This is a genomic window from Bacillus sp. 95MFCvi2.1, from assembly GCF_000374965.1.
Classification (GTDB): domain Bacteria; phylum Bacillota; class Bacilli; order Bacillales; family Bacillaceae_G; genus Bacillus_A; species Bacillus_A pseudomycoides.
The window spans coordinates 154493-179447 of sequence record NZ_KB895699.1; the positions used below are offsets into that span (position 1 = coordinate 154493).

Consider the following 24955-nt stretch of genomic DNA (forward strand, 5'->3'; position numbering starts at 1 on the left):
ATTGCTAGTAAGCTAGGAAAAAGAAATACACTCTTAAAATGAAAAAACGCCATTCTTTCTCTAGAATTATAGGAAAGGATGGCGTTTTTGTATCTGATGAATTACAACTTTAGCTTTATACTAACGTGAAAAGTGAATTCTTTAAGGGTGACGACTTATTTATCCAAGTTTTACGAATGAAAGTACCTCAAGTAAATTTTCAACTACACGAGAATGTTCAAACTCTCCCCAAAATGAATCTTTCTTCCAAACTGCAGGAATCCCGGCGTTTTCAGCACCGGTTACATCGTTTTCCGGATGATCTCCAACATAGATACATTCTTCTGATTGGACGTTTAATTGTTTGAGGGCACGCTCAAAGATAGCTGGATGTGGCTTCTTAATACCTTCTGCTTCCGAAATGAGAATGGTATTTGTATAAGTATGTAAGTTCAAAGCGCGAATATTGTTCATTTGAAATTCGGTTATGCCGTTTGTAATAATCCCCACTTTAATATTCTTGTTTTGTAATTGCTGAAGTAATTCATGCATATTTGGAAAAGGAATGCAGTGGTTTGCGAATTCTGTTACGTAATCATGCAAGAGTTGTTCGGCTGTCACACTTGTAATTGCATATTCTTTAAGCAGGGTAGCGTATACTTTATCTTTCCAAGTATAGCCGTTATTGTCTAGCTGAATGAAACGAGAACAGTATTCTGATTTAATAATGCTGGTAAAATGATGAGCATAACGATCATATTGTTCATGAATAAAATGTTCTAAAGATTGATGCCGATCTAACAATGTTCCATCTAAATCAAATAGCACAGCACGAATCATAATAATCCCCCTTAAAATGAAAAAACTTCCTAGAAATAATTATCGCATATTTCTAAAAAAATGCATGGCATAAAACTTTTTGACGTGGAAGAAGGGACCAGAATTTCCAAATAGAATAGGTATAAAAGAGGTATTGTCACAAAATTAAAATGATTATAACGCGCATGTTGAAGATGTAATGAATTCATTCTCAAGAAGGTAGAGCGTATGAAAACCATTCTTGCTATTGCTGGTCTCATCTGGGTAATGTCTCATGGTGTTCCGATTTTCGAAGGAGAACAAATCCGTAATGTATTAAATCAACATTTTGATGAGTATCATATTGTGGATCGGAAAGATAATATCGTAACAGTGCGTGTGAAGGATTGTTTTCATACGGTCATGATTCAAGGAAACACTGTAATGAACGATACAAAAGTATGTGATCAGAAATAAAAAAGCTATGATTTCTTAAAAATAATGGTATAAAAAAGAAAGAGCTGACCCAAGTATTTTGTTTTGAGTCAGCTTCTTTTTTTCTTACCTATTAATAGTTTCTCGAATCCTTCAACAAACACATACATAAGAGTAGCAAGTGCACATGTCAGTAATACACTCAGCAGTACAAGTGTAAAGTTAAATACTTGGAATCCGTAGCTAATTAAATAACCGAGTCCTTGTTTGGAAACAAGAAGTTCACCGAAAATAACACCAACCCATGATAATCCAACGTTTACTTTTAAAGTTGAAATGATAGCTGGAAAGGAAGACGGTAAAATAACTTGTTTATAGCATTGCCATTTATTTGCGCCGAATGTATCCATTACTTTTATATAATTAGAATCAACTTCTTGAAATGCACTGTAAATAACAAGAATGGTGATAATGATGGAAATAATAACTCCCATTGCGATCGAAGAGGAGATGTTTGGGCCGAAAATAACGATAATAATCGGGCCAAGTGCTACTTTTGGCATTGCATTTAACACAACAAGGTATGGGTCTAATACGCGAGCTATAAGCGGTATCCACCAAAGAACGGTTGCGATAATTGTTCCGAGAACTGTACCGAGAATAAAACCAATACCTGTCTCAAGCAGTGTCGTCCATATGTGAATCCAAAGTGATCCGTCTCCCCATTTACTTACAAATAACTCCCAAATACTTGAAGGTGAGCTAAAGAGTAAAGGATCGATCCACTCCTGTTTACTGGAGAGTTCCCATAATGTAAAGAAGAGAATGAGAAGTAAAAATTGTAAAGAGGCAGCTGTCCAAGTACGCTGATGCTCTTTTTTTCGAAACTGTTTGTGTAATTGTTTTATATTATCCAAGGCGCTCCAGCTCCTTCCATATGTCTTGAAAGAGGGCTGGAAAATCAGGGTGGTACCTTGCTTGTAACGGTGGTAGGGAGCGAATGCTTTTTGGTACTGAAAATATTTTTGCGATTTTCCCAGGGTTTGCTTGAAGCAAGTAAATACGATCACTCATTGCGATTGCTTCTTCAATGTCATGCGTGACGAGAAGAGATGTTTTCTTATATTTGTGTAATAAAGAAAATACGAGCTCCTCTAATTTTAATTTCGTTTGATAATCAAGAGCTGAAAATGGTTCATCAAGCAACAGGATTTTTGGATTTGTTGCAAGTGTACGAACGAGTGCTGCCCGTTGGCGCATGCCACCGGATAGTTCCCGAGGGGATTGCTTTTCTACGCCTTGCAAGCCGACTTGCTTTAAAAGTTGTAAGGTATGTTCTTTCGTTTCCTCTCCATATGTTTTTGTAATGTGCAGCCCAAGCATTATATTTTCTTCAATTGTTTTCCAGGGAAACAAGTAATCTTGTTGGAGCATATATCCCATTGAAGAAGTTGATTTTGTCACTGGCTCATCTTCTACAAAGACAATACCTTCAATTGGTTTTAATAGTCCTGCAATAATAGAAAGAAGCGTTGTTTTTCCACAGCCGCTTGGGCCAAGAAAGGAAATAAATTCCCCTTCTTCTACGTGTAAGTTAATATCTTCGAGGACGAGCCGGGCATTTTCTTTTGCAAAAAAGCAGTGGGAAACATTAGATATTTGTAAGAAACTCATTGTATTCGCCTCTATTTCTTAATAACGCTTTCGGCAATTTTTGTATCGACGAGCGCCTCATGTGGAACTTCTTTTTGTAATTCTCCAGCTTCTTTCATAATTTTTTGTAGTTGTTTCCATTCTTCCACGTCTAATAATGGATTTGTCGCATACGAATGTTGCTTTTTGTAGCGCTCGATTACTTTTACCGTAATATCTTTTGAAGTATCTTTAAAAAGTGGTGTAACAGCCTCGGCAATTTCTTCTGGACTATGCGTATCAACCCATTGCTGTGCTTTATATAATGCACGTGTGAATTTCTCCGCTGCTGCTTTGTCTTTCTTTAAAAAGCTTTCTTTTGCCATAAATGTTGTGTATGGAACAGTTCCAGATTCAGTACCAAAAGAAGCAACGATATAGCCCTTTCCTTCTTTTTCAAAAATACTCGCTGTTGGTTCAAACAACTGGACAAATTCGCCTGTACCAGACGCGAAGGCATTAGCGATATTAGCAAACTCAACATTTTGAATTAAATTTGTATCTTTGTGTGGATCAATGCCATTTTTCTTCAAAACGTATTCCCCAACCATTTGCGGCATACCACCTTTACGTTGACCAAGGAAAGTAACGCCCTTCACATCGTTCCAATTAAAGGAGTCTAATTTTTTGCGAGAAACTAAAAATGTACCATCAGTTTGCGTGAGCTGAGCAAAGTTAATAACCGGGTCTTTTGCTCCTTGCTGGTGAACATAAATGGATGTTTCAGAGCCGACAAGTGCAATGTCAATTCCACCAGATAATAGCGCAGTCATTGTTTTATCGCCACCAGCTGTCGTTTGTAGGTCGATATCTAATCCTTCTTCTTTAAAGAATCCTTTTTCAATCCCAACATATAACGGTGCGTAGAAGAGGGAATGTGTAACTTCACCAATGCGAATCTTTTGCACTTGTTGCTTCGTATCGTCTTTTTTACTACAAGCCACAAACGTAAAAACAGTAAGTACAAGTATACAAAAAACAGCTATAAATTTTTTCAAAATGTGACACCTCCTAGAAATGAATCTACTGCCATAATATGTAGGTAAGTGCCTAGATGTGAGTGGATGTAGAAGGAATTTTTTGGATGATAAAGAAGTACAAATATAAGGGGTGATAAAATGAAATATGAATATGATGATAGCATGCATTTACATCTTGATTATTTTAGAGATGAATTTGATGTGGAATCGATTGCTTATAAAAGAAAACATGAAGATGTGTGGGATGTATTTTTTAACTTTGCTTTTTATGGGATTCCGCTAGTACAGGTACAGGAAGATGAATTTATGGATGACTATTCCGGGTATCGCGTTTTTTCTGTACATGCAAATGACTTAAGCTGGGAATTTGGAAGTGCTAAGTTTGAAGAATGGCTTTTGGAACATCGTATATTAGAGAAATCAGTGCAGAAATAGAGTGATTGACTTTCTCGTTTTGTTACTTATAGTTGTAGCAGGATTTATGATATTACAGCTTCTTGTTTATCGATTTGCAAAGAAGAATGTCTATAAATATAAGGGAATGAAACTTATGCATATTTGGTTGGATATGCATGTAAAGAAAGGGTCTAAATTAGATTTTGGTGATTATACATTTATATTAATTGTATGCATCATATGGGAAATTTGGCTACTTCCTCTCATAAGGTAAAATCTTATAAAATCATCCAAACTGCTTCTAATAGTAGAAGTAAATATCCTATCATTTTTCCCCTTAATAGAAGGACCACATGCTGCATCAAATCTTAATTTTGGTTTAATTAGTTTGCTCATGTTCACCTCAATTTTCAAAAGACATACGTTTGTAACATAGAAATGCTACAACATTATTTAAATCGTATCTTTTTATGAAGATGAATTTAGAGGTGGACACATGAAAGCGAATTTAGAACACGCCAAAACAAATAGAATGAATTTGAACGAAGAAATACCTTCTTTGGAACAAGCCAAAGAAGGTACTTCCTTATTGCGGTTTAGAAGAATATGTATCATTTCCCTCATACTATTCATTCTTCCAATAACAATTTATGTATATGCTTTTCATTTGGAAACAAAATCATTTTCAGTTACATGGAACGATATTGAAAATCCAAATATTCCAGAAGGTTTTCATGGTGTGAAAATCTTACAGTTTTCAGATACACATTTCGGATCAAACTTTCCTCATAAACAGCAGCAAATATTAGTGGATAAAATCAATAAGCTAAAGCCTGACATTGTGGTTTTTACAGGTGATTTAATTGATAAATTTGGAGAATATGTTGTGGAAAGAGAGTACTCACAAACGATTTTGAAACAAATTCGCGCTCCTCTTGGAAAATATGCTGTGTTTGGCAATCATGATCGAGGAGGTGGCGGGGGACACTTATACGAACAGTATATGGAGAAGGCTGGCTTTACTGTTTTGAATAATGAAATGAAGAGGATTAAAGTTGTCAATGGTGATTACATTACCATTTCTGGTCTAGATGATTTTTTACTTGGAAAACCAAAAGTTAAACCTACTCTTCAGCACCTTCGAACAGAGGATTTTAATCTCCTGCTAGTACATGAACCAGATGCTGTTGATCAAATATCTGAATATCCAGTGGACCTTCAACTATCTGGTCATAGTCATGGTGGACAAGTACAGCTTCCGTTCATAGGTTCTATCATTACTACTTCACTAGCAAATAAATATGTAGAAGGACTTTATTCATTGGAAGGAAAGAGTAAGCCATTACAGTTGTATGTGAATCGTGGTATTGGTACTACTAGAATGCCGGTACGGTTTTTAAGTAAGCCGGAACTTTCTGTTTTTTCATTAAAGAGAACAAGCAGTTATGAGAAAAGATAGCGTGTTTATTGTTTGCGAAGTTATTAAAAAACAAACAATTGGATGTAACTGAGTGGAAATTCGATAAATTACGACAAAGCTATACCCTTGTATCTGTTATCTTAAATAAGTTCGTTATTTTAACAAACACGGAGACGCATGTATACGGTATTAAAGTACGATTACAAGATGGGAAAGTTGGTAGAGTTCAGAGTATCGGTTAATAAGAAAGGAGGTTATCCTAAAAATAGAATTTTTAGGATAACCTCCTTTTTTACATGAAAGTTCATAAATGAGACTATTTCATGTTAATACATAACATGGTAAAATTTTAGTTACTGTGCATGCAATCATAAAAATTGAGTGTGTTTGTTAATAGGTTTTGTAATATTTTGATTCGGTTCATATTTTTTAGAGGTAATACATATTGATAGAGTTTTATATTGTAAATATTCACGTAATTTTAGAGAAATACGGGGGTGACTGGCGGATGCCCGAACCATTAAAGAAAAGTAGTCGCTATATGGTTGGATTGGACAGTCTAAGGGGCCTAGCTATACTAGGCGTCATTTTATATCATATTAATTTTAATTGGATGCCTGGAGGATTCCTAGGTGTTACTGTATTTTTTGTACTTTCGGGTTATTTAATTACAGATATTCTAGCTATAGAATGGAAGAGAAATAAGAGGATTGACTTGAAGAAATTCTGGCTCAGTAGGGCAAGGAGATTACTTCCTGGAATGCTTGTCATGCTTGTAATTGTTTTAGCATGGATTACAATTTTTCATAGTTCTTTGCTAGGAAAGATGCGTGGGGATTCGCTAGCAGCTTTATTATATTTCAGTAACTGGTGGTATATTTATCATAAATTATCGTACTTTGATAGTTTTAGCCAACTTTCTCCACTGAATCATTTTTGGTCGTTAGCTGTTGAAGAACAGTTCTATGTAATTTGGCCATTTATTATTAGCCTGGCGTTTCGTTACATAAAAAAGAAATCACATATCATTTTATTCATTGTTTTAGGGGCAGCTGCTTCTGCATTGGCAATGGCATTTCTGTATGAACCAGGAGCTGATCCAAGCAGAATTTATTACGGTACTGATACAAGGGCCTTTTCCTTATTGATTGGAGCGGCACTTGCCTTAATTTGGCCAAGCAGTAGGCTTGCAAATAAAATTATTCCACAAGCACGTCTCATTCTTGACGTAGTTGGAGGAATGGCTCTTATTATTATCCTCGTTATGTTTTGGAAGACAAATCAATATGATCCGTTTCTATATCGCGGAGGAATGGTCATTTTATCAATTGCTACTGCCTTATTAGTGGCGAACCTTGCTCACCCAGCTAGCCGAATTGCTCAATTTTTAAGGTTTAGACCACTGCGTTGGATGGGAGTACGATCGTATGGGATATATCTTTGGCATTATCCGATTATCACGTTAACGACTCCGAAGGTAAGTGCTGGAGAGTTTTCGCTTACAAGAGCAATTCTTCAATTTTTACTTATTATAGTAGCTGCACAAATTTCATGGAAGTTTATTGAAAATCCAATCCGACAAGGGGCATTGAAGAATATTCGCTCTAGGAATTGGGGAATGAAAAACTTAGCATTAAGTGGTAAGCTAGCCTTAGTATGCGCACTATTCGTTTCTACGATCGCTGTTTTTGGATTATCAACAGCTAGTAAAGCGAAGGATAATCCTCAAAAAGATAAGGTGGAAGCAGTACAAACGGAACAAAAAGAAAAACCGAAACATCCAGTGGCAGTTAGGGAAAAACCAGCTGATGAGCCACCTCGAAATAAAGAACAACAAGAAGCTGCTGCGCAGCCTAAAGGTCCTCAAACAGTTACAGCTGTAGGTGATTCTATTATGATTGACGTCGCCCCGTATTTGAAAAATTCATTTCCTAATATTAGGATTGATGCAAAAATTGGTCGCCAACTGTCTAAAGCAATTCCTGTGGTGGAACAGCTAAAGAATGAGGGGAATTTAGGGAATCATGTCATTATTGGATTAGGTACAAATGGTGCCTTTACAAAAGAGCAACTCGTATCATTAATAAAAGTGATTGGGAATGAACGTAAAATTATATTAATCAATACGAGGGTACCACGTCCGTGGGAATCATTAGTGAATGAGAAATTAAAAGAAGTCGCATCTGAGTACCAAAATGTGACGTTAGTCGATTGGTATTCAGCAAGTGCTGATAATAAGGCGTATTTTGAGCCGGATGGCGTACATTTAACGAAAACAGGTGCAGAAGCATATGCTGCGCTTGTAGCAAAAGCGGTGAATCAATAATTTGATTTGCATCACACTTTGACATAACTTCAAAGTGTGATGCAATAGATTGATTGAAATCAAAAAAGAACTTGTAGATACGCTACAAGTTCTTTTTGACTTATATTTAATAACGGGGTAGGCTCAAACACAAAGAACGGGGAGTTCTCTTTACAGTTAACCTGACAAGTTCAGTATATAACAAATAATAGCGTTTTTTAGTACATATTATTGAAAATTATGTGACTTATCAAATTGATAAGTCGGGGTAAACTTTTCTACATTATTTGATATTATTTTGGTCAAACACTATTGTCGTTTATTATAATAATGAGTGTTAGTAATAATATAGCGAAAGTATATAGCTTTTGAGGAAGTGTTAAAGTGAAAGAAAACTTTATCTCATTTCAAGAAGAAAAGAAAAATGCTCGACTCTTTTTATGGGTATTGAATATTGTATGGGTTATATATGAAACAGTTTATTCTGTTATGCTAGGAGATTCTGAAACACTAATAAGATTAGATGTTCAAGTTCCAAAGTTTTTGTATGGAGCCTGCTTAATAGCATGTAGTATGTATATGATGAAAAGGGAACAGGCATATCGTGTTAAGTATATATATTTAATAGCTTATATGTGTTCAGAAATTTTAAACTTATATTGGTATGCACTTCACAATAAAGTAGCATTTGATGATGGGCATACAATTGAATTTGTTTTTATTTTATTTGTGCCAATCTTTATGAGTAAACGGTATTTACTTTGGTTATTTTTGGTTATTATGGGGAAATACAGTGTACTTTTGGTCCTAGGGAAAAAAGCGGCATTTATGCCGTTGGTTATGTATAGCCTCTTATTATTTGTAACGTATCTCCTATTGAATCGATTTTTACAGTACCTTTCTACTGTAAACAACGTGATGATAGAAAAGCGAGAGTCTGAAAAGCTCGTAGTTATTGGAAAAATGGCAGCATCTGTTGGACATGAAATTAAAAATCCACTTTCATCGTTAAGGGGATTTACACAATTGCAGAAAGAGAAATATGTAGATGATAAAGTGTATGAACATATGATTGATGAAATTGAGCATATAAACAATATGATAAGTGAGCTTATGGTAATGGCAACTTGTAAACCTTCTACCTACAGTAGTTATTTAATAGAAGATATTGTATCAAATGCGTTGAAAGAAATGAGTGCAGAAATCAACAGGAAACAGCTGTATCTCATTTATGATGTTGCACCTGATCAAATAAAAATAGATTGTGATCATCGTAAATTAAAAGGAGTATTTCTATACATAATAAAGAACGCAATTGAAGCGATGGAACATGGCGGAACACTTCAAATACATATAAACAAAAGAAATGAAGATGGTGTAATAGTAAGTATTGTAGATAATGGGTGCGGTGTGCAGGAAGAGAATTTACAGCGTATAACAGAAGCCTTTTATACGACAAAGAAAAATGGCATCGGTTTAGGGCTTACTGTTGCTTGCAAGATTATTGAAGAACATGATGGGAAAATACACATTACGAGTAAAAGAAACGTAGGAACGAAAGTAGACATTATTTTACCTATATAAGAAAATTGAAAAACCGACATAAAACCTTTCTTTTTAGGTGAGAGAGAGCATCCGGCCATGGATAGAAGCGGTCAGATCCTTTTCCAGCCCCATGCCAAGTGAAAACAAAGAGAGGAAACGAGTGCAGGTCACCTTTTGTTTTTCATAGCAGCTTATATGTGAAAAATCAAAAAGGAGTTATCCCGCAAAAGCTCGACGGGTGATGGAAGTTTCACTTTATATAAACACAAATTGAAAAATCGACAGAAAACCTAATTTATGTTAAAAATCAAAATGGGTTTATAGAGAAGGCAAGATTCGCGAAGTATGTGTATTGTGAATAGAGGAGTTACTACATGGACAGTGTTTATAAATTAACAAGGGAAGAGATTCGAACGTTAAAGCTGTTTTTAAGTTTATTCTTTACAACTTTTTTCATTTATGATGTTGCATATTATTATATTATGCCTAAGCTAGAAGGGGGAGGAGATGGGGGTCCAATTCTAGAAATGGGTTTAGGGATATGGTTGTATATTCTCATGGTTATATTGGTGTTTGTGGGAATATATGTGGCGAAGCGACAGAATCCATATGCTGTGAAATATATTATTTTCATAGGATATAATATATTAGATTTCATTCATAATTTTATCATTTACTATGGAACAGATTTAGAGTTTGATGCAGGGAATATAGTGGAAGGGTTTTTCTTTCTTTTTGCACCATTATTTGTAAATAAACGCTATTTTTGGTTAGTAACCGGAGGGACAATAATAAAGTATGTTTTAATGGGATTCATTGTGAATTCTTTTATTGTTCTCATTCCTATTGTTCTTTGTAGCTTGTTTTCCATTATAGGATGGATTATTTTATTGAGATTCCAATCTTATATACACACAATTGAAATGACACATAAGGAATTGCAACAATCGGAGAAGATGGCTGTAATTGGAAGGGTGGCAACAGTTATCGGTTTTAAAATGCGTAATCCATTGATGCTGTTGAACGGTTTTGTTAGAGGACAAAAAGAAAAGTATCCTGAGGATAAAGCCTATTGTGATATTATGGAGCAAGAAATCGAAAGAATCGATACAATTGCCACCGAACTGGTGGAGCTTGGAAATTCTAAGCCAATGGAATGCGGGAATCATAATATAAAAGACATTCTTTCATACGTGGTAAGAATTATGGGACAGCCTGCTTCGGAACGAGGAATTAAAATACATACCATTTATAAAGGTGAGTTACCAAGTATAATATGTAATGAAAAACGTTTAAAACAAGTGTTTTTAAATTTAATAAAAAATGCGATTGAATCTATGCAAGATGGTGGAATAATTATCATTGAGGTTACATTAAAAGATGCAATGATCATTCGAATCAAGGATGAGGGATGTGGCATACCGAAAGACAAAATGCCTAAACTGAGCGAAGCTTTTTATACAACGAAAGATGATGGAACTGGTTTAGGATTAATGGTTACATATAAGATTATTGAAGAACATCAAGGCAAGATACAGTTTGAGAGTGAAGTTGGAGTAGGGACTACAGTTGAAATTACGTTGCCAATTCACTGATGAATGGGAAAGAGAGGGAAGCAGATCCTCTCTTTTTATTTAAAATGATCGTTACATATACCTTATTAGATTTATTATCTATTCCTGATAACTAAAAGATCCGCAGTATTAGCGAATCTTTTTTAATCTCGTAGACCAAATCCAATTACTCTCTTTGTTTTCATATCAACAAATGCATCTACATTTCCAAGTTTGTAAGAACGATCAGATGGGAATGAAATACGATAAACCTCTTTTCCTATATAAGAGGAATCTTTGACCGAAGATATTCCGGCTTGCAATGTTTCAGTTGTAATTGTAGCATGCTTCCAGCCATCACTTAGTTCTTCTTTCGTATGTTCAGATAATTGATCCCACACTGTTTTTCTTAATTCGTCTTCAGGGTTATTTTTACATGCACCTAATAAAAAACAGGTAAGAAAGAGAAATATGAAAAAATTTTTTCGAATGCACATTTAATACCACCATTTCTTTTGCGGAAGTAAAACAACATCCACATCAAAGTTTTCTATAAACCAATCACGCATTAATGTTTTCTTCACTAAGTATTCAGAAGCAGAGTGTGACACACCGATAAGTGACATATTTGTTTCTTTCACATATTCCATAATTAATGAATACTTATGTTTGCCGTATTCGTTATCAATATGGCAATGAATTTCACCTGTAATATACGCCTCAGCGCCCTTTTCTTCTGCTTCTTTAAGAAGATCTATTTTATCACCGCATCCAGCGATAATTGCAATTTTTGTGATAAATTCATGTCGTTTGCCTTCAAAGTCTATATATGGAATGTGAAAGAGTTCTTTTAGTTGGTTTTCGAGTTTTCTTGTTGTTGTTTCAGGAATTTTGCAAATGAGTCCACATGGTATATCTTTACCATCATAAGCAAAACCATCTACTATATCGGCCTCTAGAGCTTTTGCAATCGCAATGCTTGTTCCGTATGTTTGATGATGATCCATTGGAACATGGCATGTATAAATAGAAAGGTCTTTATCTTTGATTTCTTGTAAATAGTGAGCTGGAATCGGTAAAAAGCCTCGTCCGGATTTTCCAAGAGGATCACCGCATTCCATCACAAGAGGATGATGCATAAAAAGTAAATCACCTGGTTTCGATTGTAAGATGAACTTTTCAAGAACATCATCTGTTGGGAAGACTGCTAAAAAGACGCTATTTACAGTTGCAGCCCCTTTTATCATAAGTCCGTTAAAGGTATTTACAAAGTCTGTTTCAAAAAAATGTTGCCAAGGAAAATCAATTGGATCGTATACAGCTGGAATAAAGCGGCTGAAGGCACCGTCTTTTCCATATTTTTTAATTTGAAATAAATGATCAAGTGCTTGTTGTATTTCTTGTAAAGCTGGCATAATTCATCCTCCTTTATCACATACATTTTATATTAGTCTTAATTTTCTGTATACAATAAATGGATAGAATTCATAAAAAGAATGGTACAATATAAGAATTATGTACTGAGGTAGGAGGGAGAATATATGTACGTTACTGTAACAGATGCAGCATATAAAAAGATTATGGATACGATTCCAAGTGAAGCGAAGTTTATAAAATTATTTTATGATAATGAAGGATGCGGCTGTGTGATGAGTGGAATTATTGATTTGGTGGCTGTATCAGAGAAAGATGAACGTGATGTAGATATTGATTCAAATAAACTACAGTTTATTGCGGATCGCACAAAGCTTGTTTTTATGGATGATAAATTGACTGTTGATTTACATGAATCAGGTGGATATTTTCAATTGAAGAGTCCGAATCAGTTTTATAATCCGAATATGAAACTCCATATTCGAGTATAACTTATGAAAAAAGGAGCAAACTGTACGCTCCTTTTTCTTATGAAATTCTTCAGTTCATAAAATGTACATTTAATTTAATTTTCTGTATAATCATCTGTGCGGAGGGGATTACGCATGAGAAGATGGGGGATTGAATTATTACTTTTAAATGTTGTTATCATTTGGGGGATAAATTATACGATCGGGAAATACGGACTTGAGGAGTTTTCAGCAGTTGAGTTTACTGCGCTCCGTATGATAGCAGCAGCACCGCTACTATTATTGCTTACATTATATATTGAAAAGTCATTGTATATGGAAAGAAGAGATATACTAAGGCTCGTTGTTGTGAGTATTGTTGGTATCGTATTGTATCAAACATTATTTATGGAAACCATCAAATATACATCCGCTACGAACGCTTCCTTACTTATTTCTATTTCACCTATTTTTACAACGATGTTTGCAATCTTTCTTAAGCAAGAGAAGTTTTCCCAGCGAAAATTAGTTGGTTCTATCATAGCGTGCAGCGGTGCAGCGCTTGTGTTATTAGCTGAACATTCGCTTGTTGGGTCTTTTTACGGAAATGGAATTGGACTGATTACATCAATGTGCTGGGGGCTATATCCAGTGTTAGCAGGACCACTTATTAAAAAATATTCAGCGCTTCGTGTGACTGCATGGTCAGCAGTTGTTGGAGCGATTCCTCTTGTTATACTAAGCGGATGGCATATTTTTTCGATGCCGTTTCAAATTGAACAAGGAATGACATGGTTTGCACTATTATATTCTATTTTCTTTGTAACGGTATTCGGTTTAGTTATGTGGTATATTGGTGTTCAAAAAATTGGAGCTTCTCATACGATGGTATATATGTATATTACACCGCTTGTTGCGGTTGTATTTGCAGCGGTATGGGCGAAGGAACAGATTTCATTACAACAAATAATTGGCGGGTGTGTTATTTTTCTCGGTTTATGGTTTGTGAAATCAGAAAAACCTGGGACGCAGCCTGTCGCGTCAGAACATATATCAAAATAGGAAAACAGATCAGTCATGATCTGCTTTCCTATTTTTTTATTTTGGGTAGAAATATGAGGAACAAAATGGCAGTAATAAGTGGGATTAAGTTGAGAAAAGGTATGCGGAACAGTGCAATGAGAATAATTCCGGAGAGAAGAACACTGAGGACAGCATAGAAGATACTATGTTTTTTTGTGTACCAATATAATGAGAGTCCTATAAGTGCAGGGATAATGAGGTGAATGAGAGCCATTAAAAAATAAATCATTATACGCCCCCTTTTTTGTGTACTTACTACATGCATGTAAATTGAAAAACTGACGTAAAACCTTTCTTTTTAGGTGGGAGAGAGAATCCGGCTATGCGTAGTAGCGGTCAGAGTCCTTTCCTGCCCCATGTCAAGTTAGAACAGAGAGGAAAAGAGTGCAGGTAACTTTTGGTGCTTCGTGGCAGCGATTTTATATGTTGGAAAATGAAAGCGGATATATATACATCATATCCATATTCTTATAGATTGATATCACTTTTTTATAAATCTATGAAAAAATGTTTGCAAAAACGTCACAAAATGATCCTAATTCCAAGCTAGAAATCTTGTATAATATTATTTCTGAAAAATATTTTAACAACATAAGTGTAGTGGTTATGTTGTTTTTCTTTGAATGTAACAGATAAAGTCTGATGATATGTAAATAAGATGATAATGATAAAGGAGAATTGCATGATTAGTATGTCACTAAGGTCATTTAAAATCCAAATGTATTATTTGCTGGGCGCGATGCTATTAGGCTGGGCGATGACACCTTTTTCAGCCCACTTTTTAGGTGTGGGGATTGGTTTACTCGTTAGTATGTATTGTGTTTGGATTTTAGGAAGACGTATTGAAAAGCTTGGAGATAGTATTGTAAAAAAGAGTAAGGCACCAACACTTGGTATGATTAATCGCTTTGCAGCAGCGATACTTGGTGCGATTATTATGTATGAGATTGAACACCATATGGTCATGTGGGCATTTGCTGTTGGAATTATGGGTGGTTATTTTTTAATCGTTATTAATTTAGGGTATTACAGTATGAAGGATGCGAAGAAATAAATACAAAAACCTTTTCTTTTAGGTAGAAGAGAGGCTCCGTCCATGGATAGAAGCGGTCAGTGCCTTTTTTCGCCCCATGTCGCGTGAAAACAAAAGGAGAAAGTGAGTGGAGAATCTGTTTTTGTTTTCGAAGCCGCGATTTATATGTTGGGAAATCAAAATATATATAGAAAGAAGCTTACGTTTTTATCGTAAGCTTCTTTTTTATTGTAAGTATGTGTAACCTATTAAGCCGCATGGGTTTTGTCGGTGAGTACGCGCACTTTTTAGGCTACAACATACTTATTCATATGAGTAAAGGGGTATTCAAACAGTAAAGGTTAAATTAAGCGATTGGACCGCCTAATTTGATCATGTTTTCAGAAACGTTCTCGAACTTCTTGAAGTTTTCTTTGAATTTACCTGCAAGTTCGATTGCTTTTGCTTTGTAAGCAGATTTATCAGCCCATGTTTGTTCAGGCATTAATACTTCATCAGGTACACCTGGTACATGAAGTGGTACTTCAAGACCGAAGATGTCATGTTTCACTGTTTCAGCGTTATCAAGCTCGCCGTTTAATGCGGCTTGCACCATTGCACGAGTATAACCTAAGTTCATACGTTTTCCAACGCCGTATTCGCCACCAGTCCAGCCAGTGTTTACTAGGAATACTTTTGCATCATGTTTCTCGATCTTCTCACCAAGCATTTCAGCATAGCGAGATGCATCAAGTGGTAAGAATGGAGAACCGAAGCAAGTTGAGAATGTCGCTTGCGGAGATGTTACGCCGCGCTCTGTTCCAGCTAGTTTGCTAGTGTAACCGCTTAAGAAATGGTACATAGCTTGCTCTTTATTTAATTTACTGATTGGAGGTAATACCCCAGATGCATCAGCAGTTAAGAAAATAATTGTATTTGGATGTCCAGCAACACTTGGTACGACGATATTATCAATCGCATCAATTGGGTATGCAGCACGTGTATTTTCTGTTAATGTAGTATCATTGTAATCTGCAACGCGTGTTTGATCATTAATTACAACGTTCTCAAGTACAGATCCGAATGTAATGGCATCAAAAATTTGCGGCTCTTTTTCATGAGAAAGGTTAATACATTTTGCGTAGCAACCGCCTTCAATATTGAATACACCGTTATCAGACCAACCGTGCTCATCATCACCAATTAATTTACGGTGTGGGTCAGCAGATAATGTTGTTTTACCTGTTCCAGATAAACCGAAGAATAAAGCGACATCGCCTTCTTCACCTACATTTGCAGAGCAGTGCATAGATAAAATATCTTGTTCTGGAAGTAAGAAGTTCATAATAGAGAAGATTGATTTTTTCATTTCTCCAGCGTATTCCGTACCACCGATTAATACGATGCGTTTTTCAAATGAAACCATGATGAATGCTTCAGAGTTTGTACCGTCGATCTCTGGATCTGCTTTAAAGCTTGGTGCAGAAACAATTGTGAACTCAGCTTCATGATTTGTTAATTCTTCTTCAGTTGGACGAATAAATAATTGATGTACAAATAAATTGTGCCATGCATATTCGTTAACAACTTGTAATGGAAGACGATAGTTACGATCAGCACCAGCGAATCCTTTAAATACGAATAATTCTTCTTTTTCCTTTAAGTATTCTAATACTTTTGTATATAATTTATTAAAATGTTCTTCAGAAATCGGTTGATTTACAGGTCCCCAAGCAATCTTATCGGCAACCGACGCTTCTTTCACAATAAATTTATCTTTAGGAGAACGTCCTGTATATTTTCCTGTAGAAGCAGAGACGGCACCAGTAGAAGTTAATTTTCCTTCATTTCTCATTAGTACTTTTTCCACTAATTGTGGAACGCTTAATTGAACCTGTGCATTGCTTCCGTTCAGTAATTCGTGTAATCCAATTTGGACATTCACAGTACTCATATTTATATACCATCCTTTTCATTTTAATGAAATATTTCTCGTAATCCCCATCAAGAGTATAACACAATCATATAAATAATGTATACTATTTATTTATTTTTGTTTGTGCGAATGTATTATTTTCCTATTTATATTTCGTCCAACAAATAATGCGAAAAACTTGTAGGAATATGTGAATATTAATTGACAAATGAATATCATTTCTTTAGTATAGGTTGGGACGGATACTCTCTTATCCCGAGCTGGCGGAGGGACAGGCCCGATGAAGCCCAGCAACCTCACTTGTAACGGTAATAAACAAGTGAATAGGTGCTAAAACCTGTGCGAGGCGAACGGTCTCGAACGATAAGAGCGAAGGGCAAAAAGCAGTATGCAAGTAGCAAATCAAACCTTTCCTCTATATAGGAAAGGTTTTTCTTTATACTTGTGTGGGAGAATAAATGAATGTCGCAGTTTGTGGCAAATTAAGGATGAGTTCCGTACAATATATACGATTACTGTAGGGAGGTTTACCACATGACAAAACAACGTCATCTGTTCACATCTGAGTCTGTAACTGAAGGACATCCAGATAAAATTTGTGACCAAATTTCTGATTCAATTTTAGACGCGATCTTAGCAAAAGACGCAAATGCACGTGTAGCTTGTGAAACAACAGTAACAACTGGTTTAGTATTGGTAGCGGGGGAAATTACGACTTCTACTTATGTAGATATTCCAAAAATCGTTCGTGAAACAATTCAAGGTATCGGTTACACTCGTGCAAAATACGGATTCGATGCAGAAACTTGTGCAGTTTTAACATCTATCGATGAGCAATCTGCTGACATCGCTATGGGTGTTGACCAAGCGTTAGAAGCACGTGAAGGTCAAATGACTGACGCTGAGATTGAGGCAATTGGTGCAGGGGACCAAGGTTTAATGTTTGGTTTCGCATGTAATGAAACAAAAGAATTAATGCCACTTCCAATCTCACTTGCTCACAAATTAGCTCGTCGTTTAACGGAAGTTCGTAAAGATGAAACATTAGAATATTTACGTCCAGACGGTAAAACGCAAGTTACAGTTGAGTATGATGAAAATGGTAAACCAGTACGCATCGATACAATTGTAATTTCTACACAGCATCATCCAGAAGCTACATGGGAACAAATCGATCGCGACTTAAAAGAGCACGTAATCAAAGCTGTAGTACCAGCAGAATTAATGGATGAGGAAACGAAATTCTTCATTAACCCAACAGGCCGCTTCGTAATCGGTGGACCACAAGGGGATGCTGGTTTAACAGGACGCAAAATTATCGTTGATACTTACGGCGGATACGCTCGTCACGGCGGCGGTGCATTCTCTGGTAAAGATGCAACAAAAGTTGACCGTTCTGCAGCATACGCAGCTCGTTATGTTGCGAAAAACATCGTAGCAGCTGGTCTTGCTGAAAAAGCAGAAGTACAACTTGCATACGCAATCGGCGTGGCACAACCAGTATCAATTTCAGTTGATACATTCGGCACTGGTAAAGTATCTGAAGAAGTATTAGTAGAACTAGTTCGTAACAACTTCGATCTTCGCCCAGCTGGTATCATCAAAATGTTAGACTTACGTCGCCCGATTTACAAACAAACAGCGGCTTACGGCCACTTCGGACGTACTGATGTAGAGCTTTCATGGGAACGTACAGACAAAGCAGCAACTTTAAAAGAGCAAGCTGGTCTATAATATAAGAAGAAAAAAGCTTTGCGCGAAGGCGCGAAGCTTTTTTTTAGGCATGTTAACACACATTTGGGTAAAGTTAATCTTGAACTTTATTCAAATGTATATTGGCTAATTTGATTGCACATAATTGTGGAATCAAATTTAGGAAGTTAACTAATGTCAATAATTGGATGGGTGTTAATGGTTTAAAATATCCCCCAAAATATTCATCACTTGTTACATGGATAAAATAATATGAGATTATTGCAGATAATATATTGCCTATTATAAAAGTGGCTGTAGTATTCAAGCATTTACAACAAAAAGCAAGTAGTGAAGTTACAAGCAGCATAATGAAATAACCAATCATAGAACGATCAGTGAAATCTTTATACATGGAAAAATATACGAACGGAAAGCAGTATACACAGATGATTAGTTATAGTAAGAATTACTTTTTTATTTATTTACCACCTTAAAAAGTAGTTGTTTTACATTCTTCACTGATGGAAATTTCACATTACTTGTAGTTGTTCTGCAGCAAGGCAAACATTTCAATATCATGCCATTTCCCATTTCGGAATACAGCTTCTTTACAGGTACCTTCATGTTGAAAGCCGAGCTTTTTATAGAGAGAAATGGCTTTATCATTAAATGAAAATACACGTAAGGATACACGATGTAAGTTCAATTCTAAAAAGGCATAATTTAATAACACTGTTAAGGCTTCTTTCCCGTATCCTTGTCCCCAGCAATTCTTTTTACCGATATCAATAATACATTCCGCATTCCGATTGTGTGGATCGATGTTAATTAAAGAAGTGAGACCAATGGGAAGATGACTATCTTTTTGTTCAATGATATAACTTTTAGAAGTGGGAGAGTGGATGATTTGTTTGCAAAACGCTTCTGTTTCTTGAACGGAATGGACATCAAGATTAAGGATAGTGGTATTCATAACTTCTATATCGTTCCGCCAAAGATGATAGATGGGAATATCGTCTTCTGAAAACTTTCGTAAGCGAATTCGATTTGATTCGAACAATTCGGTATACCTCCTATTTCACCTCATTATTTTGTTTCGTGAATACTCCAACACACGAACCACAATATACTTCTCCATCAAGCTCAATATATTTTTTCATATTCGTCATCCCGCTTGGAGGGAACGGCATATGAATCCATGCTTTTTCATATGTTTGAATCTCTTTTCCGCATGATCTGCAAATTGTAGGTTTTTTGCGAAACAATGGTCATCATCCTTTCTTTTGACGCGCTTTTCCAGCACAAAATGCACTGCATAGTAAAAAGAGTGTCGCAAATCCCCAGCCGCCAATTGCTGAATAGGGAACAGCATCCTTTAATGCCATCCCAGCACTGATGGAAGCGACAAATAGAAGGATAAATACCGTTGTGAGTTTTTGATAAAGTTCCATGAATGAACCTCCTAATTATGAAAATTTATTTAGTATGTATCTGGTTATTTCGTGCGATTCCTAATCCATTGAAATAAAATAAAGCAAGAGGAACCACGGTTCTCGATAATAACGAATAGAGTCGTCTAGCATGAATACATATCATTTTAGAAAATTGATATCTAATCTATAGGTAATGAATTGGAAGGGAATTAGGATTATAAGAAAAGGAATTCATGGGACAGGTTGTTTAAGATTATAAAGAGATATAGATAAACTCCCTTTTTATGGTTATATATACTTATATTGTATCATGATGTTTCGGTTATGTAATAGATAATTGTGGATATGTGATGTATTTCATATGTAATAAAGTTTCTATACGATATGATAAAATTATGAGTAGTTCATAAGAAGGGGCGAATAAAAATGAGCGTAATAGAACATAAAAAACAAGCACCCACAGAGGTTCGTTGTAAAATTATTACAATCTCTGATACACGTACAGAAGAGACGGATAAGAGTGGTAAGTTGTTAAAAGAATTATTATTAGAAGCGGGCCATATAGTAACCGCTTATAAAATTGTAAAAGATGATAAAGAAAGTATTAGGCAAGCTGTATTAAGTGGATATCATCAAGAAGATGTTGATGTTGTCTTAACAAATGGAGGAACTGGTATTACAAAGCGTGATGTTACGATTGAGGCGGTTTCGGCATTATTAGATAAAGAAATTGTTGGATTTGGTGAATTGTTTCGGATGATTAGTTATTTAGAAGATATCGGCAGCGCTGCAATGCTAAGTAGAGCAATTGGCGGAACAATTGGAAGAAAAGTTGTCTTTTCGATGCCAGGTTCTAGCGGGGCAGTTCGCCTTGCGATGAATAAATTAATTTTACCAGAGTTAGGACACATTACATTTGAGCTGCATCGTCAATGAAAAAGCTCGCTGGGATTGTATTAGCTGGTGGTATGTCGAGACGATTTGGTGAGCCGAAAGCATTGGCAAGGTGGCAAGGACATACTTTTATCGAACAGATTGTTCAAATGATGCGGGATACTATACAAGATGTAGTTGTGATTAGTCATCCTGATATAAAAGAAAGAATTGTTACCTTAGTAGACGTTCCTGTTATAGAAGATATTCCTCCCTATAAAGGAGATGGACCGCTTGCTGGAATTGTATCGGGGATGGAGCATATAGAGACGGAGTGGTATATCGTTTCGCCTTGTGATGCACCGAACCTTTCAAATGACTGGATTACAGCATTAGTAGGACAAATAAGTGGTGAATATGAGGCAATTGTTCCGGTTATTGATGGAAGAAAGCAGCCGTTATTAGCAGCGTATCATTATCGTGTAAAAGAAAAAATATACGTATTACTAAATGAAGAAAAACGAAGTATGGGACAACTTTTATCACAGTGCAACGTAAAATATGTGATGGAAGAAGAATGGAATGTAGCGAAAGAATTATTTGTGAATGTAAATACAAAAGAGGAATATGCGCGGTTACTGAATGAGAAAAAGAACAAAAAGGTATGACGTTATAGAGTCATACCTTTTTGCTCTTTATGAATACGATGGATGAGTTCATTGCTATATGTTTTGAGGTCAATTTTTTTATTACGCAAGTAGTTCGGTATTATTTTGGTGAAGCACCTCTTCATATTGCATGTATAAACCATGAAAAATTTCATCCCAGCTTTGTGTAGTGGCGTAGAATCTAGCGGCTATGCCCATCTGTTTACGCATTTCTTCGTTATTTAACAACTGATAAATAGATGATAAAAATGAGTTCGAATTTTTGGGCTCGCAAAGAAAACCTGTTTTTCCATCTGTAATAATATTTTTTACCCCGCCAGAATTCGCACCAACGACTGGTGTACCACATGCGAGCGATTCAAGAACGACATTGCCAAACGTTTCTGTGGCCGATGGAAATATCATGAGATCGGAGCATGCATAAGCTTCTGCTAAATTTTCTTCTTGTAAATATCCCGTAAACGTAACGTTTGCTGGTAAAGTTTCACGTAATTCTTCAGCAAGGGGACCATCTCCTGCAATGAGCCAATGAATATTATCTTTTCGTTCTTTTATTGTTGTGTGAATCAGTGTACGCAGTGTTTCGATATCTTTTTCAGGGGCAATGCGTCCGATATAGGAAAGAATGTATGGAGCAGTAATATTATATTTTTTTCGGAATAGGTCTTTATTGTAAGCCTGATGGAAGAGGGAACAATCTACGCCGCGCCCCCATATATATAAATTTCGAAATCCCTTTTGAGTTAATTGCTGTAATGTTTCAGGAGAAGGGACAAAGTTTTTTTGCATACTACTGTGAAACCACTTTAAATAATTCCATAACATATTGGAGAAAAATTCAATTTTATAATATTGCAAGTAGGAATCAAAGTCAGTGTGATAAGAACCGACAAGAGGGATATTTAATTTTTTCGCGTAATACATGCCGCATAGTCCCATGTTAAAAGGAGTAGCGACATGAATGATATCCGGCTGAAAGTTAAGAAGTTCCCGCTTAATACGCGGAGTTGGAAAAGCGAATCGACATTCTGGATACAGTATTTTTAGCGGAATACTTCTCATTTTATTCACATTGGCTACGAAATCATCTTCTGCTGTATGCTGCGGTGCGAATACGGAGTAAGCAATATTTTGTTTTTGAAAATAAAGGGTCAAACGATCTAGTGTGTTTGCCACGCCATTTACTTGCGGTGTAAATGTATCAGTAAATATGGCGACTCTCATCCAATCTCTCCTTTACATGAAAAATGGAATGAATTGATAAAAAGAGATGATGCCAGAACATGTGCCAAGGCACATACCTACAAATACATCTGATGGATAATGAAGCCCGAGATAGATGCGGGAAATTCCTACAATAATTGCTAATAGAAGTAAAACGACTAATAAGTTTGGAGCATAACAAATAAATGGAACAACTACCGAAAAAATAGCTGTTGTATGACCTGACGGAAAAGAATGATCTTTTAATGGATGCGATGGATATTTTGCATCTTGAATTGTTAAATAAGGCCGTTTGCGTGGATACCACCTTTTTAATATTTGCACAGGAATATGACTAATTGTTAATGAAAGAGCTGCTGTAATTGCTGCATCGTGCAGAGGACCCTGTGAAAATATAAGAAAGCATAACGTGAGCGAGATGGAAAAGATTGCACCACCGATATGTGTAATGGTACGGAAAAAGATATTTAATGTTTTTTGATCAAAGTAACGGTTAATTCCTTTGAAAATGTAACATTCTATTTTATATAAGGAGCTGCCGGATTTAGCTTTCATGAAATCTCTCCCCCTCATTTACATATATATTGAGATTATATCTTCTATTTTAATAAGACTTTATTGAGGGAATAATAAGATTTTGTAAAGAAAACGTTAGAGTTTTAACGAAAAAAGCTGCCATCGTGGTGGCAGCAAGTAGAGACTATTTTTGCAGTGACTTATAGTACTGTCCTTTTTCAACATATTGTTTGCGAATGCGTTCCATATCTTTGTGATCTTCATCTGTTAATTCGCGAATGACTTTTGCCGGACGACCGAAAGCCAGTGTATTAGGTGGAATTTTCTTTCCTTGTGAAACTAAACTACCAGCACCGATGAATGCACCTTCACTAATTTCAGCACCGTCTAAAATAATAGATCCCATCCCGATTAAAGAGTCTTTTTTTAAGGTACAGCTATGTAAAATAACTTGATGTCCAACTGTTACATCATCTTCTAAAAGAAGAGGGTACTGTGGACTTTGATGAAGTGTACATTGATCTTGTACATTTACGCGGTCTCCAATTATTACCTTAGACACATCACCACGAATGACTGTATTAAACCAAATGCTTGATTCTTCACCAATTGTGACATCGCCTGTAATCGTAACATAGTCAGCGATAAAAGCACTACTCGCAATTTTTGGATTTTTATCTTTATAAGGATATATCATGTAAAGCCTTCCTTTCTTAGAAACTAGTTTTAGTGTATCAAATTAAGGAAAAGAGTGAAATGGAGGAGTTTCGTATGTGGAATTATGAAGCGGAAGCAGCCAAAGCGGTAATCGTGATGGTGCACGGTGCGATGGAATATCACGGACGTTATGAGGCGCTAGCAGAAATGTGGAATCATTTCGGGTATCATGTTGTCATGGGAGACCTTCCAGCTCATGGAACAACTTCAAGAAATAGAGGACATATTGACTCATTTGATGAATACATAGAAGAAATAAAATTATGGGTGAAAGAAGCAAGAAAGTATCGGCTACCTATTTTTTTATTTGGACATAGTATGGGCGGTCTTATTGTCATTCGAATGATGGAAGAAACGAAGAGAGACGATATAGATGGAATTATATTAAGCTCGCCATGCTTAGGTGTATTAGCTGTACCTGCTGCTCCGCTTCGAGCTGTTTCAAAGGTGTTAAATATTCTCACGCCAAAACTTCAATTTCCCACCAAACTTACAGTAAACATGTCAACGAGAAATAAAGAAGTTCGCGATGCGATGGAAAATGATTCATTGTTCTTGCGCAAGGTATCGGTTCGTTGGTATAGTGAATTGATAAAATCTATTGAGATTGCTCATGACAAAATAGATGAGTTTCCAGACGTTCCGCTCTTGCTAATGCAGGCATGTGAGGATAAAATTGTAGATAAAACACGTGTCCGTAAATGGTTTGATAACTTAAATATTAGTGATAAGGCATATAAAGAATGGTCAAATTGTTACCATGAGCTATTAAATGAGTATGAGCAAGATGAGATTTTGAACTATATCAAGTCATTTACTGAAATACATGTAAATAACATAATAGAAACAAATAAATAATTATTTGTACATTT

The 24955-nt window shown here is 35.9% G+C and carries 28 protein-coding genes, 1 pseudogene and 1 riboswitch; of the genes and pseudogenes, 15 read left to right on the forward strand and 14 right to left on the reverse strand.

All coding sequences use genetic code 11. From position 1 onward, the window contains the following. Positions 1-159 precede the first annotated feature (159 nt). Entirely contained in the window at positions 160-819 is a 660-nt protein-coding gene (locus C568_RS0115645; RefSeq protein WP_018764598.1) for an HAD family hydrolase, read from the reverse strand. 207 nt (positions 820-1026) lie between these two features. On the opposite strand from C568_RS0115645, the gene C568_RS0115650 reads away from it, so the two are divergent. After that, on the forward strand, positions 1027-1254 hold the full coding sequence (locus C568_RS0115650; protein WP_018782066.1) for a hypothetical protein: 228 nt from the start codon (positions 1027-1029) through the stop codon (positions 1252-1254). 68 nt (positions 1255-1322) lie between these two features. On the opposite strand, the gene C568_RS0115655 is transcribed toward C568_RS0115650, so the two are convergent. Genes C568_RS0115655 through C568_RS0115665 form a run of 3 tightly spaced genes read right to left on the reverse strand, consistent with a single transcriptional unit; the run spans position 1323 to position 3902 of the window. Then, positions 1323-2129 (reverse strand): ABC transporter permease, encoded by an 807-nt coding sequence (locus C568_RS0115655; protein ID WP_018782067.1) that lies wholly within the window; start codon positions 2127-2129, stop codon positions 1323-1325. Further along, positions 2122-2886, reverse strand: coding sequence for an ABC transporter ATP-binding protein (locus C568_RS0115660; protein WP_006096294.1), 765 nt, complete (start codon positions 2884-2886; stop codon positions 2122-2124). The genes C568_RS0115655 and C568_RS0115660 overlap by 8 nt, the downstream gene beginning before the upstream one ends. Positions 2887-2897: 11 nt before the next feature. Then, complete coding sequence (locus C568_RS0115665; RefSeq protein WP_018764595.1) at positions 2898-3902, reverse strand: ABC transporter substrate-binding protein; 1005 nt, start codon at positions 3900-3902, stop codon at positions 2898-2900. Positions 3903-4022: 120 nt separating this feature from the next. Here C568_RS0115665 and C568_RS0115670 point away from each other — a divergent pair, with 120 nt between their 5' ends. From C568_RS0115670 to C568_RS0115700, 7 genes and pseudogenes are all read left to right on the forward strand, one after another. After that, positions 4023-4319, forward strand: coding sequence for a DUF3986 family protein (locus C568_RS0115670; protein ID WP_018782068.1), 297 nt, complete (start codon positions 4023-4025; stop codon positions 4317-4319). Between the two features lies 1 nt (position 4320). After that, a complete protein-coding gene (locus tag C568_RS35470; protein ID WP_018782069.1) occupies positions 4321-4554 on the forward strand; it encodes a hypothetical protein in 234 nt (77 codons plus the stop codon). Positions 4555-4776: 222 nt separating this feature from the next. Continuing rightward, a complete protein-coding gene (locus C568_RS0115680; protein ID WP_018782070.1) occupies positions 4777-5739 on the forward strand; it encodes a metallophosphoesterase in 963 nt (320 codons plus the stop codon). A gap of 116 nt (positions 5740-5855) precedes the next feature. After that, a pseudogene (locus C568_RS36455) lies at positions 5856-5942 on the forward strand (DUF2196 domain-containing protein); the annotation flags it as partial. A gap of 266 nt (positions 5943-6208) precedes the next feature. Continuing rightward, positions 6209-8026 (forward strand): acyltransferase family protein, encoded by a 1818-nt coding sequence (locus C568_RS0115690; protein WP_029427345.1) that lies wholly within the window; start codon positions 6209-6211, stop codon positions 8024-8026. A gap of 363 nt (positions 8027-8389) precedes the next feature. Continuing rightward, positions 8390-9589: an ATP-binding protein gene (locus C568_RS0115695; protein ID WP_018782072.1), complete on the forward strand. Its 1200-nt coding sequence runs from the start codon at positions 8390-8392 to the stop codon at positions 9587-9589. Positions 9590-9924: 335 nt separating this feature from the next. Continuing rightward, positions 9925-11145 (forward strand): ATP-binding protein, encoded by a 1221-nt coding sequence (locus C568_RS0115700; RefSeq protein WP_003201289.1) that lies wholly within the window; start codon positions 9925-9927, stop codon positions 11143-11145. A gap of 122 nt (positions 11146-11267) precedes the next feature. Here the strand turns inward: C568_RS0115700 and C568_RS0115705 are convergent, their stop codons facing one another. Together C568_RS0115705 and C568_RS0115710 are read right to left on the reverse strand one after the other, a co-directional pair. Further along, positions 11268-11600, reverse strand: coding sequence for a hypothetical protein (locus C568_RS0115705; protein ID WP_018782073.1), 333 nt, complete (start codon positions 11598-11600; stop codon positions 11268-11270). Continuing rightward, on the reverse strand, positions 11601-12518 hold the full coding sequence (locus C568_RS0115710) for a Nif3-like dinuclear metal center hexameric protein (protein WP_018782074.1): 918 nt from the start codon (positions 12516-12518) through the stop codon (positions 11601-11603). A gap of 126 nt (positions 12519-12644) precedes the next feature. On the opposite strand from C568_RS0115710, the gene C568_RS0115715 reads away from it, so the two are divergent. Both C568_RS0115715 and C568_RS0115720 read left to right on the forward strand, forming a co-directional pair. Then, complete coding sequence (locus C568_RS0115715; RefSeq protein ID WP_006096284.1) at positions 12645-12968, forward strand: iron-sulfur cluster biosynthesis family protein; 324 nt, start codon at positions 12645-12647, stop codon at positions 12966-12968. Positions 12969-13082: 114 nt separating this feature from the next. Next, positions 13083-13988 carry a DMT family transporter gene (locus C568_RS0115720; protein ID WP_018782075.1) on the forward strand — a complete coding sequence of 302 codons (906 nt, stop codon included), beginning with the start codon at positions 13083-13085 and terminating at the stop codon, positions 13986-13988. Between the two features lie 28 nt (positions 13989-14016). Here the strand turns inward: C568_RS0115720 and C568_RS0115725 are convergent, their stop codons facing one another. Beyond that, a complete protein-coding gene (locus tag C568_RS0115725) occupies positions 14017-14238 on the reverse strand; it encodes a hypothetical protein (protein WP_018782076.1) in 222 nt (73 codons plus the stop codon). A gap of 453 nt (positions 14239-14691) precedes the next feature. Here C568_RS0115725 and C568_RS0115730 point away from each other — a divergent pair, with 453 nt between their 5' ends. Beyond that, positions 14692-15063: an ATP synthase subunit I gene (locus C568_RS0115730; protein ID WP_017153754.1), complete on the forward strand. Its 372-nt coding sequence runs from the start codon at positions 14692-14694 to the stop codon at positions 15061-15063. 325 nt (positions 15064-15388) lie between these two features. On the opposite strand, the gene pckA is transcribed toward C568_RS0115730, so the two are convergent. Next, positions 15389-16975 carry a phosphoenolpyruvate carboxykinase (ATP) gene (gene pckA / locus C568_RS0115735; protein ID WP_018782077.1) on the reverse strand — a complete coding sequence of 529 codons (1587 nt, stop codon included), beginning with the start codon at positions 16973-16975 and terminating at the stop codon, positions 15389-15391. A gap of 229 nt (positions 16976-17204) precedes the next feature. Beyond that, a riboswitch (SAM riboswitch) is annotated at positions 17205-17327 on the forward strand. 164 nt (positions 17328-17491) lie between these two features. On the opposite strand from pckA, the gene metK reads away from it, so the two are divergent. Beyond that, positions 17492-18691, forward strand: coding sequence for a methionine adenosyltransferase (metK, locus tag C568_RS0115740; RefSeq protein WP_003201301.1), 1200 nt, complete (start codon positions 17492-17494; stop codon positions 18689-18691). Between the two features lie 496 nt (positions 18692-19187). On the opposite strand, the gene C568_RS0115745 is transcribed toward metK, so the two are convergent. Genes C568_RS0115745 through C568_RS0115755 form a run of 3 tightly spaced genes read right to left on the reverse strand, consistent with a single transcriptional unit; the run spans position 19188 to position 20103 of the window. Further along, positions 19188-19712: a GNAT family N-acetyltransferase gene (locus C568_RS0115745; protein WP_003201303.1), complete on the reverse strand. Its 525-nt coding sequence runs from the start codon at positions 19710-19712 to the stop codon at positions 19188-19190. A 13-nt stretch (positions 19713-19725) separates the two neighbouring features. Continuing rightward, the gene (locus C568_RS0115750; protein ID WP_018782078.1) at positions 19726-19917 is read right to left on the reverse strand and encodes a hypothetical protein; all 192 of its coding nucleotides are present in this window, start codon (positions 19915-19917) and stop codon (positions 19726-19728) included. Between the two features lie 6 nt (positions 19918-19923). Then, on the reverse strand, positions 19924-20103 hold the full coding sequence (locus C568_RS0115755) for a hypothetical protein (RefSeq protein ID WP_003208786.1): 180 nt from the start codon (positions 20101-20103) through the stop codon (positions 19924-19926). A 408-nt stretch (positions 20104-20511) separates the two neighbouring features. Between C568_RS0115755 and C568_RS0115760 the strand changes: the two genes are divergently transcribed. Continuing rightward, positions 20512-21021 (forward strand): MogA/MoaB family molybdenum cofactor biosynthesis protein, encoded by a 510-nt coding sequence (locus C568_RS0115760; RefSeq protein ID WP_003201309.1) that lies wholly within the window; start codon positions 20512-20514, stop codon positions 21019-21021. Next, positions 21018-21626, forward strand: coding sequence for a molybdenum cofactor guanylyltransferase (locus tag C568_RS0115765; RefSeq protein ID WP_018782079.1), 609 nt, complete (start codon positions 21018-21020; stop codon positions 21624-21626). The genes C568_RS0115760 and C568_RS0115765 overlap by 4 nt, the downstream gene beginning before the upstream one ends. Positions 21627-21707: 81 nt before the next feature. On the opposite strand, the gene C568_RS0115770 is transcribed toward C568_RS0115765, so the two are convergent. From C568_RS0115770 to C568_RS0115780, 3 genes are all read right to left on the reverse strand, one after another. Continuing rightward, a complete protein-coding gene (locus tag C568_RS0115770; RefSeq protein ID WP_018782080.1) occupies positions 21708-22850 on the reverse strand; it encodes a glycosyltransferase family 4 protein in 1143 nt (380 codons plus the stop codon). A gap of 12 nt (positions 22851-22862) precedes the next feature. Beyond that, on the reverse strand, positions 22863-23405 hold the full coding sequence (locus C568_RS0115775) for a phosphatase PAP2 family protein (protein WP_018782081.1): 543 nt from the start codon (positions 23403-23405) through the stop codon (positions 22863-22865). A gap of 145 nt (positions 23406-23550) precedes the next feature. Continuing rightward, entirely contained in the window at positions 23551-24063 is a 513-nt protein-coding gene (locus C568_RS0115780) for a gamma carbonic anhydrase (RefSeq protein WP_018782082.1), read from the reverse strand. A gap of 74 nt (positions 24064-24137) precedes the next feature. Between C568_RS0115780 and C568_RS0115785 the strand changes: the two genes are divergently transcribed. Then, a complete protein-coding gene (locus C568_RS0115785) occupies positions 24138-24941 on the forward strand; it encodes an alpha/beta hydrolase (RefSeq protein WP_018764577.1) in 804 nt (267 codons plus the stop codon). Positions 24942-24955 lie beyond the last annotated feature (14 nt).

Coding starts and splice junctions, on each gene's coding strand:
- C568_RS0115645 (WP_018764598.1), bottom strand. CDS start 819: ATGATTCGTGCTGTGCTATTTGATTTAGATGGAACATTGTTAGATCGG.
- C568_RS0115650 (WP_018782066.1), top strand. CDS start 1,027: ATGAAAACCATTCTTGCTATTGCTGGTCTCATCTGGGTAATGTCTCAT.
- C568_RS0115660 (WP_006096294.1), bottom strand. CDS start 2,886: ATGAGTTTCTTACAAATATCTAATGTTTCCCACTGCTTTTTTGCAAAA.
- C568_RS0115670 (WP_018782068.1), top strand. CDS start 4,023: ATGAAATATGAATATGATGATAGCATGCATTTACATCTTGATTATTTT.
- C568_RS0115680 (WP_018782070.1), top strand. CDS start 4,777: ATGAAAGCGAATTTAGAACACGCCAAAACAAATAGAATGAATTTGAAC.
- C568_RS0115690 (WP_029427345.1), top strand. CDS start 6,209: ATGCCCGAACCATTAAAGAAAAGTAGTCGCTATATGGTTGGATTGGAC.
- C568_RS0115700 (WP_003201289.1), top strand. CDS start 9,925: ATGGACAGTGTTTATAAATTAACAAGGGAAGAGATTCGAACGTTAAAG.
- C568_RS0115705 (WP_018782073.1), bottom strand. CDS start 11,600: ATGTGCATTCGAAAAAATTTTTTCATATTTCTCTTTCTTACCTGTTTT.
- C568_RS0115710 (WP_018782074.1), bottom strand. CDS start 12,518: ATGCCAGCTTTACAAGAAATACAACAAGCACTTGATCATTTATTTCAA.
- C568_RS0115715 (WP_006096284.1), top strand. CDS start 12,645: ATGTACGTTACTGTAACAGATGCAGCATATAAAAAGATTATGGATACG.
- C568_RS0115720 (WP_018782075.1), top strand. CDS start 13,083: ATGAGAAGATGGGGGATTGAATTATTACTTTTAAATGTTGTTATCATT.
- C568_RS0115725 (WP_018782076.1), bottom strand. CDS start 14,238: ATGATTTATTTTTTAATGGCTCTCATTCACCTCATTATCCCTGCACTT.
- C568_RS0115730 (WP_017153754.1), top strand. CDS start 14,692: ATGATTAGTATGTCACTAAGGTCATTTAAAATCCAAATGTATTATTTG.
- pckA (WP_018782077.1), bottom strand. CDS start 16,975: ATGAGTACTGTGAATGTCCAAATTGGATTACACGAATTACTGAACGGA.
- metK (WP_003201301.1), top strand. CDS start 17,492: ATGACAAAACAACGTCATCTGTTCACATCTGAGTCTGTAACTGAAGGA.
- C568_RS0115755 (WP_003208786.1), bottom strand. CDS start 20,103: ATGGAACTTTATCAAAAACTCACAACGGTATTTATCCTTCTATTTGTC.
- C568_RS0115760 (WP_003201309.1), top strand. CDS start 20,512: ATGAGCGTAATAGAACATAAAAAACAAGCACCCACAGAGGTTCGTTGT.
- C568_RS0115765 (WP_018782079.1), top strand. CDS start 21,018: ATGAAAAAGCTCGCTGGGATTGTATTAGCTGGTGGTATGTCGAGACGA.
- C568_RS0115770 (WP_018782080.1), bottom strand. CDS start 22,850: ATGAGAGTCGCCATATTTACTGATACATTTACACCGCAAGTAAATGGC.
- C568_RS0115775 (WP_018782081.1), bottom strand. CDS start 23,405: ATGAAAGCTAAATCCGGCAGCTCCTTATATAAAATAGAATGTTACATT.
- C568_RS0115780 (WP_018782082.1), bottom strand. CDS start 24,063: ATGATATATCCTTATAAAGATAAAAATCCAAAAATTGCGAGTAGTGCT.
- C568_RS0115785 (WP_018764577.1), top strand. CDS start 24,138: ATGTGGAATTATGAAGCGGAAGCAGCCAAAGCGGTAATCGTGATGGTG.